This window comes from Thermoplasma sp. Kam2015, from assembly GCF_003205235.1.
GTDB lineage: Archaea > Thermoplasmatota > Thermoplasmata > Thermoplasmatales > Thermoplasmataceae > Thermoplasma.
Window position 1 is genome coordinate 18,081 of record NZ_QJSM01000037.1, and the last position, 11,518, is coordinate 29,598.

General features: G+C 44.6%; 15 protein-coding genes. 7 read left to right on the top strand and 8 right to left on the bottom strand.

The genetic code is table 11. The features are described 5' to 3' along the window. Window positions 1-36: 36 nt before the first annotated feature. On the bottom strand, window positions 37-666 hold the full coding sequence (locus tag DMB44_RS08015) for a 7-carboxy-7-deazaguanine synthase QueE (protein WP_110642558.1): 630 nt from the start codon (window positions 664-666) through the stop codon (window positions 37-39). A 140-nt stretch (window positions 667-806) separates the two neighbouring features. On the opposite strand from DMB44_RS08015, the gene DMB44_RS08020 reads away from it, so the two are divergent. The 3 genes from DMB44_RS08020 to guaA are packed head-to-tail and all read left to right on the top strand — an operon-like array spanning window position 807 to window position 2,347. Next, window positions 807-1,040, top strand: coding sequence for an Lrp/AsnC ligand binding domain-containing protein (locus DMB44_RS08020; RefSeq protein WP_010916553.1), 234 nt, complete (start codon window positions 807-809; stop codon window positions 1,038-1,040). Window positions 1,041-1,049: 9 nt separating this feature from the next. Beyond that, the gene (locus DMB44_RS08025) at window positions 1,050-1,367 is read left to right on the top strand and encodes a hypothetical protein (protein ID WP_110642559.1); all 318 of its coding nucleotides are present in this window, start codon (window positions 1,050-1,052) and stop codon (window positions 1,365-1,367) included. A 47-nt stretch (window positions 1,368-1,414) separates the two neighbouring features. Beyond that, the gene (guaA, locus tag DMB44_RS08030; RefSeq protein ID WP_110642560.1) at window positions 1,415-2,347 is read left to right on the top strand and encodes a glutamine-hydrolyzing GMP synthase; all 933 of its coding nucleotides are present in this window, start codon (window positions 1,415-1,417) and stop codon (window positions 2,345-2,347) included. A 152-nt stretch (window positions 2,348-2,499) separates the two neighbouring features. On the opposite strand, the gene DMB44_RS08035 is transcribed toward guaA, so the two are convergent. After that, window positions 2,500-2,949: a Fur family transcriptional regulator gene (locus DMB44_RS08035; RefSeq protein WP_110642587.1), complete on the bottom strand. Its 450-nt coding sequence runs from the start codon at window positions 2,947-2,949 to the stop codon at window positions 2,500-2,502. Window positions 2,950-3,161: 212 nt separating this feature from the next. On the opposite strand from DMB44_RS08035, the gene DMB44_RS08040 reads away from it, so the two are divergent. Both DMB44_RS08040 and DMB44_RS08045 read left to right on the top strand, forming a co-directional pair. After that, complete coding sequence (locus DMB44_RS08040; RefSeq protein ID WP_110642562.1) at window positions 3,162-4,097, top strand: transcriptional regulator; 936 nt, start codon at window positions 3,162-3,164, stop codon at window positions 4,095-4,097. Further along, complete coding sequence (locus DMB44_RS08045) at window positions 4,094-4,729, top strand: hypothetical protein (protein WP_110642564.1); 636 nt, start codon at window positions 4,094-4,096, stop codon at window positions 4,727-4,729. Before DMB44_RS08040 ends, DMB44_RS08045 begins: the two co-directional genes overlap by 4 nt. Window positions 4,730-4,736: 7 nt before the next feature. Here the strand turns inward: DMB44_RS08045 and DMB44_RS08050 are convergent, their stop codons facing one another. Then, window positions 4,737-5,351: an RlmE family RNA methyltransferase gene (locus DMB44_RS08050; protein ID WP_110642566.1), complete on the bottom strand. Its 615-nt coding sequence runs from the start codon at window positions 5,349-5,351 to the stop codon at window positions 4,737-4,739. Further along, window positions 5,348-5,716, bottom strand: a complete 369-nt coding sequence (gene gcvH / locus DMB44_RS08055; protein WP_110642568.1) for a glycine cleavage system protein GcvH — start codon at window positions 5,714-5,716, stop codon at window positions 5,348-5,350. Before gcvH ends, DMB44_RS08050 begins: the two co-directional genes overlap by 4 nt. A gap of 142 nt (window positions 5,717-5,858) precedes the next feature. Between gcvH and DMB44_RS08060 the strand changes: the two genes are divergently transcribed. Further along, window positions 5,859-7,166: an adenylosuccinate synthase gene (locus DMB44_RS08060; protein ID WP_110642570.1), complete on the top strand. Its 1,308-nt coding sequence runs from the start codon at window positions 5,859-5,861 to the stop codon at window positions 7,164-7,166. 146 nt (window positions 7,167-7,312) lie between these two features. Beyond that, window positions 7,313-7,786 carry a peroxiredoxin gene (locus DMB44_RS08065; protein WP_110642572.1) on the top strand — a complete coding sequence of 158 codons (474 nt, stop codon included), beginning with the start codon at window positions 7,313-7,315 and terminating at the stop codon, window positions 7,784-7,786. Window positions 7,787-7,797: 11 nt separating this feature from the next. On the opposite strand, the gene DMB44_RS09580 is transcribed toward DMB44_RS08065, so the two are convergent. The 4 genes from DMB44_RS09580 to DMB44_RS09420 all read right to left on the bottom strand — a co-directional run. Continuing rightward, window positions 7,798-8,049: a hypothetical protein gene (locus tag DMB44_RS09580; RefSeq protein ID WP_237265375.1), complete on the bottom strand. Its 252-nt coding sequence runs from the start codon at window positions 8,047-8,049 to the stop codon at window positions 7,798-7,800. A gap of 250 nt (window positions 8,050-8,299) precedes the next feature. Beyond that, window positions 8,300-9,022 (bottom strand): hypothetical protein, encoded by a 723-nt coding sequence (locus DMB44_RS08075; protein ID WP_153280197.1) that lies wholly within the window; start codon window positions 9,020-9,022, stop codon window positions 8,300-8,302. A gap of 4 nt (window positions 9,023-9,026) precedes the next feature. After that, the gene (locus DMB44_RS08080) at window positions 9,027-9,386 is read right to left on the bottom strand and encodes a heavy metal-binding domain-containing protein (RefSeq protein ID WP_110642577.1); all 360 of its coding nucleotides are present in this window, start codon (window positions 9,384-9,386) and stop codon (window positions 9,027-9,029) included. 774 nt (window positions 9,387-10,160) lie between these two features. Further along, on the bottom strand, window positions 10,161-11,518 hold a 1,358-nt coding region (locus DMB44_RS09420), incomplete at its 5' end, for a hypothetical protein (protein WP_110642579.1).

The window sequence follows — 11,518 nt, forward strand, 5'->3', positions numbered from 1 at the left end:
TGCAAAAACAGCCATTTCTTGATATGGCATATCATCTCATACTCCTGGAATATCCCCGTAGATTATCTTGTGGATCTGCGGAAGCACTCTTATATTATATCCGGTTCCTGAGATCCGATCTGCTATCCTTCTTATATCCGAACCCCATGCAGGCTGGAACACGAAGTTCAATCCATCACCATACCTATCAACAAAGTCCAAAGCAAAATTCAGATCCTCATCATCCTCTATCACGATCTTGAGATAGTCCTGCTTTCTGAGATATCTTAGGTTTTCCATCAGGAATCCCTTTGTGACCTTTGCAGATGGCGGCTTCACGTCCATGTCTATGAAGATACGATCCGAGAACACAAAGTTCTTGACACTGATCGTTCCATTTGTTTCTATGAGTATATTCTTCCCGAGATCGACAACCTGCTTTACAAATTCATGCGCTTCTCTCTGTACCAGCGGTTCCCCTCCTGTGAAGCATACCCAGTTTTCCCTCGATTCTTGAACCGATCTTATGATTTCCTGCAGGCTCACATCCTTTCCGCCGTAGAAAGAATATTTCGTATCGCACCATTCACATCTTATATTGCATATATTGGTTCTGACAAACAGCATGGGCAGTCCAGCGTACAGCCCTTCGCCCTGTATGCTGTGGAATATCTCGGTTATCAGCACGGTGGTCTATCAATAACCGGCTAATATGATTATGCTTCATGGGATCCGATCAGCATCTCTCAATCGCATGATCCTATTCAGACATAGAAAAAACACAAAATTTATTAACATTTTACAGTATTACAGTTTAGTGATGAAAATTGTCAATAGCCTTTGTTCTGATTAGCACCGTTCCTGGAAAGGAACATGAGGTATATAACAAGGTGCTCAAGATCAACGGAGTGGTCGAGGCGCACCCTCTGTTCGGTGAGTACGATATAATTGTCAAGCTTGACATGAAGGACTTCACCGAAATAGGCGAAGTGGTTATAGAGAAGATCAGAACGATTGACGGGGTTATTGACACAAAAACGCTGACAGGAATAAAACTGTGAGGTGATATAGTGATTCCTTGGTCTCCATGGAACTGGGAGGTTTTCCTGCTGGTTATTCTGGCACTTCTGGCTCTGTCCCTAATAGTGCTCGGTATACTGACTGCGTACTTCGGGAGCGGCAAGAGCAGAATTGCCGGAGCAGCTCTTCTGGTCATTGGACTGGTGGTTGCGGTCATTGATATTATTGGTCCGAAATATATGTTCCACTTTGGCCTGGGCCAGTGGGCTGCATATGTTGCACTCGGAACAATATTCTATGTGATAGCTGCCATAATTGGTGTGGTGATCGGTCTCCTGGTCTTTCTCGGTTTCATAATGAAAACCTGAAAAGCCAGTTTCAACAAAATATTTATCCATATTTTTAATCGGCCACAATGAGCGTTTCTTCTTATATCGAACAGATCAAAGCGGATATTCTTGATAAGGTTAAGGGTCGTGCAATAATAGCTGTTTCTGGGGGTCAGGACAGCTCTCTTCTCTCTGTCCTTGCATCGCAGGTTTTGGCGGATAAATTGCTCTGCGTCTTTGTAGATACAGGTCTTCTGCGCATAGGTGAAGTCGAAAGGGTCAAGAAATTCTTCGAGGATCATAGTATGAACTATAGAATAGTTGACGCTTCTCAGGAGTTTCTCAGCGCCCTCAAAGGTGTGATCGATCCGGAGGAAAAACGCAAGATAATAGGCAAAACATTCATAGATGTTTTGAACAGGGAGGCTGAGAATTTTGGGGCAGAATATCTCCTGCAGGGAACAATAGCTCCGGACTGGATTGAAAGCGGCGGTCAGAAGAGGGATACCATAAAGAGTCACCACAATGTTGGAGGCTTGCCCAAGGACATGAAACTCAAGCTTGTGGAGCCGCTTCGGGATTTTTATAAGGATGAGATCAGAGCTATGTCAAGGGAGCTGGGTATGAGAACTGATCTGCAGCCTTTCCCGGGTCCAGGGCTTGCAGTACGCATAATGGGTGAAGTGACTGCGGAAAAACTGGATCTGCTTAAAAGGGTGACGAAGATCGTGGAAGACAAGGTTGAAGGTGCGCTTAAGCCAGAGGAACGACCATGGCAATACTTTGCAGTTCTCCTTCCCGTGCGAACTACAGGTGTGCATGGAGACAGAAGAGCATATGGATATACCGTGGCGGTCAGGATGATAGACAGCATAGACGCAATGACTGGAACGTTCACCAAGCCCTCCTGGGACCTTCTGGAGGATATAGCGAATACGGTTACAGATGAGATACCTGAGATAAACCGTGTGGTCTATGATATAACAAATAAACCGCCTGCAACCATTGAATGGGAATGACCAGATGACGGAAAAATCCAAAAGAACTTTTAAAGATAATTTATTGATTTGATGAGGCTAAATATTTCATTTCAATGAGAAGCCAAATGATAAATATAAGTATAAATGAGAAGGGAATTTTAGATCAGTGCATTTGAGAAGGGAATTTTAGATCAGTGCATTACCGGCTTTGTGCTGACGGATTCCATCCTTTCCTTTGCCTTGCACTCGGGGCATACCCCCCTGACAAATAGCGTAATGTTCTCGAAATCCGCATCTGAATTCTCCTTCAACAGATCGAGGAGCTTTCCCTTGTCTATCTTCACGTCGACGATGTTTCCACAGACCTTGCACATCAGATTCGCATGGAGTTCAACCTCATTTTCGAACCATGTCGTACCATCGACGTCGAAAGAGTTGATGCATCTTACGTCTGCGAACGCCTTGAGTATGTTATATACCGTGGCAAGGGTGATCGTTGGAATGGTCTTCTTTATCTCCTTATACACGTCATTTGCTGTGAAGTGACCAGGCCCTTTCTTCAGATATTCAATCACAGCGAGTCTCTGCGGGGTTATCTTGTATCCGGCCTCCTTGAGCATAGCGACATAGTCTTTAACCATATCTACCATATATGATATTTCAAAAGGATATTTAAATTATACTAATTAATATGTAAACATAATAAATAGAAGATAAAAATGATTATCAACGAGTTAATGCTTCTTTCACAATGACTACTAAAAACAGATGGATATCTATCTAATAATAAAAATTAAAACTCTGACCTCCAAAGCATGGAAAGACTTAAATATCAGCAATCATAATAAGTACTGTGGAAGATAAAAAGGATGCCCTGATATCAAAAACGATATCCATGCTGCTCGATAATGGGTTCTCAGTAGCGGATACTAGAGGGCAATTTTCAGCATCCTTTGATATCATTGCGAGGAGGGACATCGAAAGATACGTACTGAAGGTGCTTTATAATATAGATACGCTTAAGCCCACGACTGCATATGAGCTTGCAAAGGTAGCAAAATTTTTGAGATCCACGGCCACCATAGTTGGCGAAAAAACAGGCGGTGGGCTGCTTGAAGATGGCGTCATATACTACAGGCACGGCATTCCCATCTCATCCCTTGAAACCTTCAGGAATTACATCAACGGTGAAAGGCCGTACATCTATTCAGGCCCGGGAGGCTTTTATGTCAAGATAAACGGAGAGGCACTCAGAGAAATGAGGATGAAGATGAGTCTGTCCATCGGCTATCTGTCCCATTACCTTGGCGTATCAAGAAGATCGGTATCACTCTACGAAAGTGGATCATCTGCCACAATAGACATATTTCTAAAGCTTCAGGAGATCATAAAGGGAGATCTTGTGGACCACCAGGATCTGTTCAAGATTCTGCCCGAAGAACTGCCAGAAGAGAGGGTCCAGGATATATATGTGCAGATGCTTCTGGACATACTGGAAAGGATAGGCCTGGACACGAGACCGGCATACAGAATGCCGTTCGATGTTCTGGCCAGGGATGAGGACGTCATATCGCTTATCGCCTCTATCCTGTCAGAGGATACGGAGAGCACGAAGATTCAGCTGATGAAGAGAATAAGCGATGTGCTGGAAGAGGATGCATTTCTAATAAGCAAGAGATCCACGACTAGAGAAAACATAAACGGATGCCCAGTTGTGAATCTTGTGGATCTTGAGAGGATTACCGGAAAGGACGAACTCCTGAGGATGCTGGAGAAAAGAGCCAGATGATCGCAAGGATAACAAGAGGCGGACATGACATAACGCTCTTTGGTGGCATCAAGGGTCTCGTTCGGGACGGAGATGATCTCAGAAACGAGCTCTATCAGGAGAGGCCAGGTTCTATTTACATAGTGCTGAGCAAGGAACAGATAGACGGTTTGTCGGCGTTTATCAAGGATCCCTTTGAGCTTTCCATGTCGGATTATGAGATATCCTACGGCCTTCACTTATCAATCTACGGCGAGGTGATGACGCCACCTCCGATATATATAGAAGCCGTAAAATACGCCGAGGAAAATGGCAAAGATCTGAAGCCACTCGATGTACCTGAGAAGGAATACACCGATTTCTACACAAAGAATGTGAAACTGTTCGATCTTCTGAGGAATTCCCTGAGAAAGAGGCATGTGACGAGAATGGAGTTCGGAGATACCAGCCCCGAGGATTTTGTCAGGAGATGGAATGCGACGATGAACAGGGTGAGCGGTCTCAGAAAGGTTGAAGAGTTCAGGTTATCCTATATTGAACGCAAAATTGATGAGTATCTTGATACGGACAAGGAGCACAGCGTATTCATAATAACAGAACTTGAATTTTATGATCCGCTGAAGGACTTTCTCGAACATAACGCAAAGAATTGAGGCTATATCACGAAGTGACGCGTTCCCCGCCATCTCCTGAAAATCCATAGAATATTATGTAAATCTCGCTGGATTCTTTGCGTGAGGCTGGAGGTTTTGTTATCTTGTGATCCCTGAAATACTGCCCCCATCGCCTTATGAAGTCGTTCGTCATGTCTCCCTGGAACTGCTTCAGAACTGCAGTTCCACCCCTTCTCAGCGTTTTCACTGCTATCTTCATGACCGCATCATCTATAACAACGGAGGATGCATGATCGGAACTCTTTATCCCGCTGGTCTTGGACATTGCATCTGAGAGAACCGCATCGAAGGACTCTATACCGGAATCAGTCATGGCCTCTCTTATTCTCTCTGGAGCATCCTCCCTCAAAATGTTTAACTTCAGAAATTTAACACCAGGGATCTCCTGCATTGGCTGTATATCGACCGACATGACATGACAGGATCTTTCAACGAGTACCTGCGTCCATCCGCCAGGAGACGATCCGATCTCCAGTACGGACTGACCGTTCTTTATTATGCCGTAACGATCTATCAGGAACTCAAGCTTATATGCGGCCCTACTCCTGAACTGATCCTTCTTGGCCTTCCAGTAATACTGATCCCTGTGATCTCCGGTCATTGTATTAACTTCCTGTATTCAGCGGCAGATAGATGATCTCCTTCCTTCTCTATGGTCATCTTCACAAGCCAGCTGCCATATGGATCCTTGTTTATGGATTCGGGGTGCTTTGCCACCTCCTCATTCACAGCCGTTACAGTCCCAGTAATTGGGGAATAGACATCCTCTGCGGACTTGACCGACTCTATTGTTAGAAGCACGTCTCCAGCCTTCTTCTTGTCTCCAACCTTGGGGAGATCAACGTACACGATATCCGTCATCTGGGACTGTGCATAATCAGTTATACCGATCGTCGCAGTGTTGCCATCTTTCTTATACCATTCGTGCGTTTTTGTGTAATTCAAACCCTCTGGTACCTCTGTCATGATCTATCTAAAGCGTTAGAGCCTATATTTTTTTGTCGTTTCGATGCCATGATCAGGATACAGAGCGCACGGCGTCTGTTCGAGATCGGTCAATACGACAAAGAAACCTTTTATCTCTCCAGAATATAGTGTGAAGGTCTATATGGTCACACCTAATGGAGAAGGCGATAGAACTGCAGCAGTCGTCGGTCTGCAGTTTGGTGATGAGGGAAAGGGCAAGATAACGGACTATCTTAGCGGATCATACGACGTTGTTGTGAGATTCAATGGCGGTACAAATGCAGGTCATACCGTTGTGACCGATGATGGTACCTTCAAATTCCATCTGCTCCCTTCTGGTTCGCTCAGAACATCCTACGTTGTTCTGGGAAGCGGCATGGTGATCGATCCCATTTCGCTCATACCGGAGATAGAAATAGTAAAGAAGGTGAACCCTGCACTGAAGATAATAGTAAGCAGGAATGCCCATGTTGTTACGAAGATGCACAGACAGCTTGACGTGGAAGAGGAAAAGATAAGATCCAGCCTAATGATCGGGACGACGGCACAAGGTATAGGCCCGACCTATGAGGACAAGTACGCCCGCACAGGTATAAGGATGGGTGACATAACCAACTTCAACGTTGTAAAGGAAAAGATAGAGACCATGTACAGGATGCATTCCAACCTGCTTTCGGGCACCGAGTTTTCACAGCCGGAGAAGAGGAACGAGATGGCACAGGCCCTTTACGATGCCGGCCTTAAGATAAAGGAGTATCTAGATTACACCGAGATGGCCATAGACAGATTGTATTCCCAGGGTAAGCGCATCCTCTTCGAAGGAGCACAGGGTGTGTTCTTGGATCCTGATTTCGGCTTCTACCCTTTTGTTACGTCATCAAACACAATAAGCGCATCCATATATACAGGGACAGGTTTTTCGCTCAGAAAGGTGAACAGGATAATAGGCGTTGCGAAGGCGTATGTTTCAAAGGTCGGTGAAGGGCCATTCCCAACTGAAATCACTGACGACCTCGCCAAACAGCTCAGGGATCTTGGCGGTGAATACGGCACTACTACCGGCAGGCCAAGGAGGGTTGGCTGGCTTGATCTGCCGATGCTCAGATATGCAGTCAGGATCGATGATGTGGATGAGCTGGCGATAACAAAGGTCGATACGCTGGGGATGCTTGATAGGGTTAAGGTATGCAAGCAGTACCTACTGGACGGCAGGCCCATAGATTATGTACCAAGGGATATGGAAACCATCAAGAGGATTGAACCTGTATACGAGGAGTTTGACGGATGGGGTTCCATATCTGATTCAATAAGCGGCAGGAAGATATCGATAGATCAGCTACCACCCAAACTTGTCAAATATATAAAATTCATAGAAGATCAGCTCGGAAAACCCGTAGGCATAATATCGATGGGCAAAGAGAGAAATAGGACCGTTAGGATAATTAAATAGATGAAGCTACAAAAGGTTAAATTAAACCCCGTATATCTCTATACATCCTGAATGGTTCATTCAGACTGCGCGTCATATACGCAGGCAATGAATGGATGCGTTCGGGATGGCCCATTGTAATTTTTGGGCATGATGGAGGTATAAATATGGTAGTAAAAGTGGGTGATAAAGCTCCGGATTTTGAAGCTCCGGATACCAGCCTTAAGATGAGAAAGCTGTCAGATTTCAAGGGGCAGAAGGTCGTTCTTGCCTTCTTCCCAGGAGCCTTCACAAGTGTCTGCACAAAGGAGATGTGCACTTTCAGGGACTCAATGGCAAACTTCAACAAGGTTAACGCCAAGGTCATAGGAATAAGCGTTGACTCGCCGTTTTCCCTGGCTGAATTTGCAAAGAAGAACAACCTCACGTTTGATCTGCTGAGCGATTCCAACAGGGAAATATCGAAAAAATACGGTGTTCTCCACGAGAATTTTGTCAATGTTCCTGGCCTGACGGCATCCAAGAGATCGGTCTTTGTGATCGATAGAAATGGGGTAGTCCAGTACGCCTGGATCAGCGATGATCCCGGGAAGGAACCTAACTATAAGGAAATACAGGATTTTGTGGCCAAGCTGAACTGATCCAGTTTGTCTTAAATCATTTTTATATTTTTACATGTATTCTCTATCGTCAACTGCCCATCCCTGATGGAAGGAGCTTTTTGCTGGTCTGTGGTGAGGGATATCGCATGTGAGTCAGGATAGAACTTGAACATCCTGTTATCATATCTTACTGTGAGTGATCTCCTCTCTATCTTCTTCTTGAGGTCTGTTGATTTCAAAACTTCAGATGCTGTATCCCTGGCTGTTTGAACCGGTGTGGATGGAAGATAGGGTTCCCTCACCTTTCTGTATGTACCTCTATTGAGATTGTTCTTGTTGAACGTCTTATTCTAAAAACCATAGTCCAGAAATATTTGGCATGCATCCCTGAATCTCGCTCCAGTCTCCAGAGGCGATCTGTCATACGGAAGCTTCAGCTTAATGGTTCTGAACATTGTTTAATAAATTCCGATACAGTATACTAAAGTCTGTGTTCTCTTTCATCCCCTGCCAAGCCAATGGGTATTGTCGCTCACGGAGGATAAAGCCCCTTCAGAATACCACCGGTATTTCCTTTCTAAACTCGTCTTCATCTTTTGTGGAAGCCAGCTTCGATAGCCCGACGAGAAAGATCGCCACTGATATAACGATCGTAAGTGACCAGAAGATCACCGTAGTATATAGGTATAGACCCCTGTGCAAAATTATGAATATATCTGTATATACCAGTCCACCGTCTATGCCAGCATGAAGAACAGAAGAAATAAGGTAGGTTAACCTGCCCATCTTCTGAATCTGACCCCATTTCATGAATGTTGCTGTACCGGGATGGAAGAGAAGAGACGATATTATGTTAAGCGATATCAGAGCGCCCTGTGCAGCGGAGATTCCATAAATATTATGTATCTCTAAAGCCGGCAAGAGAAATGAGAGGATGAGCACAACTATATCAACAACAGAGAAACCAAGACCGATAAAAAACGCCATTCTTCTTGTTCTTGTATCAACCGATACGTATGTGAATCCTTCCTGAATAAAGCCAGCCGCACAACCAATATATAAGGAATAAAGTATTGGATATCTGATCTCTATGGAAGAGAGATCGGCTATCATTGCGGAGAGATCAAAATGCACCCTGATCAGAAAAATGACATCTGGGATGCCTTCTATCATCTCCTGAACTATCAGGGCAAGAAACATGAAAAATATTCCGATGCCAACCGCTTCAAGTGCATATCTTCGGTTGACGCCTCGGAACAGATCCAGGGATATCACCCTATCATGATAGGCCAACGCGTTCTATATTTTCGGTCACATCCTCAACGAGAACTGCCGTACCGTAAGCCACTATTTCAGTCATAACCTGTCCTATGTCGGAGGAGTCAAACCTGACGTTTATCACAGCGTTGGCTCCTATCTGTTCTGCGGCACCCTGCAATCTCTCCATTGCTGTATTTCTAGCATCAGATAGCATCTTTGTGTACTCCTTTATCTCTCCGCCTGCAAGCGATCTCAAACCAGCCACGAGGTTACCACCCAGGCCTCTACTTCTCACAGTTATGCCCCAGATTGTACCAAAGACCTTAACTATGCGCTTGCCCGGTACATATTCTGTATTTACCATAATGATATCTGACATCATTCTCACCCATAACGTTCTATTTCTATTTGCTCATATCTGGAAGCAGCATTGTTGATTCAGATTATTCTCCATCCTGCTGGATCTTCGCCACGTGTTGGATCGTCCGATTTGGCATGTATTGTATCTTTGTGTCTTTTGCTTGTTACAATCTGAATTTCAGCGTTCATTTAAAGCGATTCCATTAATCAGGATTCAAAGTGGGTTCAGGATAGCTGTTTCCTATCTCAACAAGATAATGTAGAAATTATATAAACCTTTCCTTTGAATATATCCATGAGGGCAGCTCGAAGAAATAATTATACGCAGCTTCTCGACTTGGGCCTTGTTCCAATGGAAAGTTGTAACTATACTATCATTGCATACCACACAGATGCTACTATAAACGGTTTTAAAGAGAGGTTAGGGATTTGGGGAAGCGGTAATTTTCAAATACTTTAGCGATGAGATCCGAATACATGCCTGTGGTTATAGCGATATATGGCTTTTACGTATGTCTGGAGAGGCAGAGGTCTCTTCGATGAAAGGAAGCTCCGATGCTTTAGCTTAGGAGTAGCTCATAGGGGAATATTTGGCCCGCTCTGTTTCATAGGAATAATGTGAAGTTTCAGAAATAATTGGCAGTATAGAAATGAAACTCCGCATTATTGATCCTCCATGTTGGAGTTTTCAAAATGTTCAGGTCTTACCATACAATGAGAAACAGCGTCCTAAGGGTTTTAGCGACAAATAGAAAAATAGAGATTATGAACATATTGAATATTTTAAATAATTTTATGATATTATCGATGTTGCATTGAGATAGTCCTCAGGCGCATAGAAGCTGTAATAATTGCCGTTGACCGTGAATGAAACTGGCATATAGGAGCTGTAGTCGGAGAGAACGTAGTTTGAACCTGGACTTATAAGCTCTTTATTGGTCAGGCCGAACATAACTGATGCGGCACTTAATGAGGTAAAAAAGCTTATGGATGTGAAATCCGCGACCAGGCTGAGCTCCAGGCCCAGATACGAGCTCATCAGGCTCGCAGCGTCCACGATCTCTTCTCCCACACCCAGATCGAAATCGAAGGCGTTACCAGCCGATATGGCGGTTATTAGCGCCAGTCCAAGACCGAGCGCTGAATTGAAGGTCGATACTGCATTGTTGACCTTTGCGATCTCGTCCGCAGCGGTGGAATAGCCTTCTTCGCGATACCACAGTGTCGTAGACTCCAGGGAAGCAGACACGTTCAGATCATAGTTTTCCAGCGTGCTGCCCTGCCTCATTATATACGATACCGCGTCCGCCACGTTGTTTGGAAGCGTGCCTCCTTTGACGACCAGTTCCCCATTGGTTGTCTGTATCGATGATACGTATACCTTGGAACCGTTTCCATCGTACGTTGTTCCCACGTAGCTTGTCCCCTCGTTCTCCTTATACACATGGCATATCGCATATTTTCCGTCCACGTATTCGTACAACACGATCTCATGCCACTTCGTCTTATATTCGCTCGTGTACTGATCGTAATGGACGATAGTATAGGTTGCATTGTTGATCGCTACGTATCCAGTGGTGTTGTTGTTTGCCTGGGATACCGTCAAGTGTGTGGTGTCGATCGAAAAATCATAAGGCATGACGACGTTCTGCGATATGCCGCCGGTGAACGTGAAATTCTTCAGTATTATCGTTGAAGGAGAGGTGCTCATTGACGATGTGGCTTCACCGCTAACCGGCTTGTATACTTCGTTCCCATTAACGTACATGTCAGCATTGATGAGCATTACAGAACCCGAGTACACAATTCCAGAAAGCCCGCTTGAGACGTTTTTGGACAGGTGTACAAGCAGGAGAGGGAACATGCCTTCCATGTTCTTCTGCCAGACAGTATCTTGATATGTATCATACGCATACGTGTAGTAATCGAACTGGTACTCCTCGCAGTATGGATCCGCATTTGGCTGTCCGCTCATATTAACATTGCTGAAAATTGATGCATTTATGACCTGTATCGGTTTCTTCGAGAAAGACAACGAGACGTTGATGACGTACGGAGTGAACGTTATATCCGAGTAATTGCCAACATTGATGCCTGTGCCATTGAAAACGTTAAGTGCCATCGATGCCTGGACAGACTTATTCGTCATTG

Coding starts and splice junctions, on each gene's coding strand:
- guaA (WP_110642560.1), top strand. CDS start 1,415: ATGAGCGTTTCTTCTTATATCGAACAGATCAAAGCGGATATTCTTGAT.
- DMB44_RS08035 (WP_110642587.1), bottom strand. CDS start 2,949: ATGGTTAAAGACTATGTCGCTATGCTCAAGGAGGCCGGATACAAGATA.
- DMB44_RS08045 (WP_110642564.1), top strand. CDS start 4,094: ATGATCGCAAGGATAACAAGAGGCGGACATGACATAACGCTCTTTGGT.
- DMB44_RS08050 (WP_110642566.1), bottom strand. CDS start 5,351: ATGACCGGAGATCACAGGGATCAGTATTACTGGAAGGCCAAGAAGGAT.
- gcvH (WP_110642568.1), bottom strand. CDS start 5,716: ATGACAGAGGTACCAGAGGGTTTGAATTACACAAAAACGCACGAATGG.
- DMB44_RS08060 (WP_110642570.1), top strand. CDS start 5,859: ATGGTCACACCTAATGGAGAAGGCGATAGAACTGCAGCAGTCGTCGGT.
- DMB44_RS08065 (WP_110642572.1), top strand. CDS start 7,313: ATGGTAGTAAAAGTGGGTGATAAAGCTCCGGATTTTGAAGCTCCGGAT.
- DMB44_RS08080 (WP_110642577.1), bottom strand. CDS start 9,386: ATGTCAGATATCATTATGGTAAATACAGAATATGTACCGGGCAAGCGC.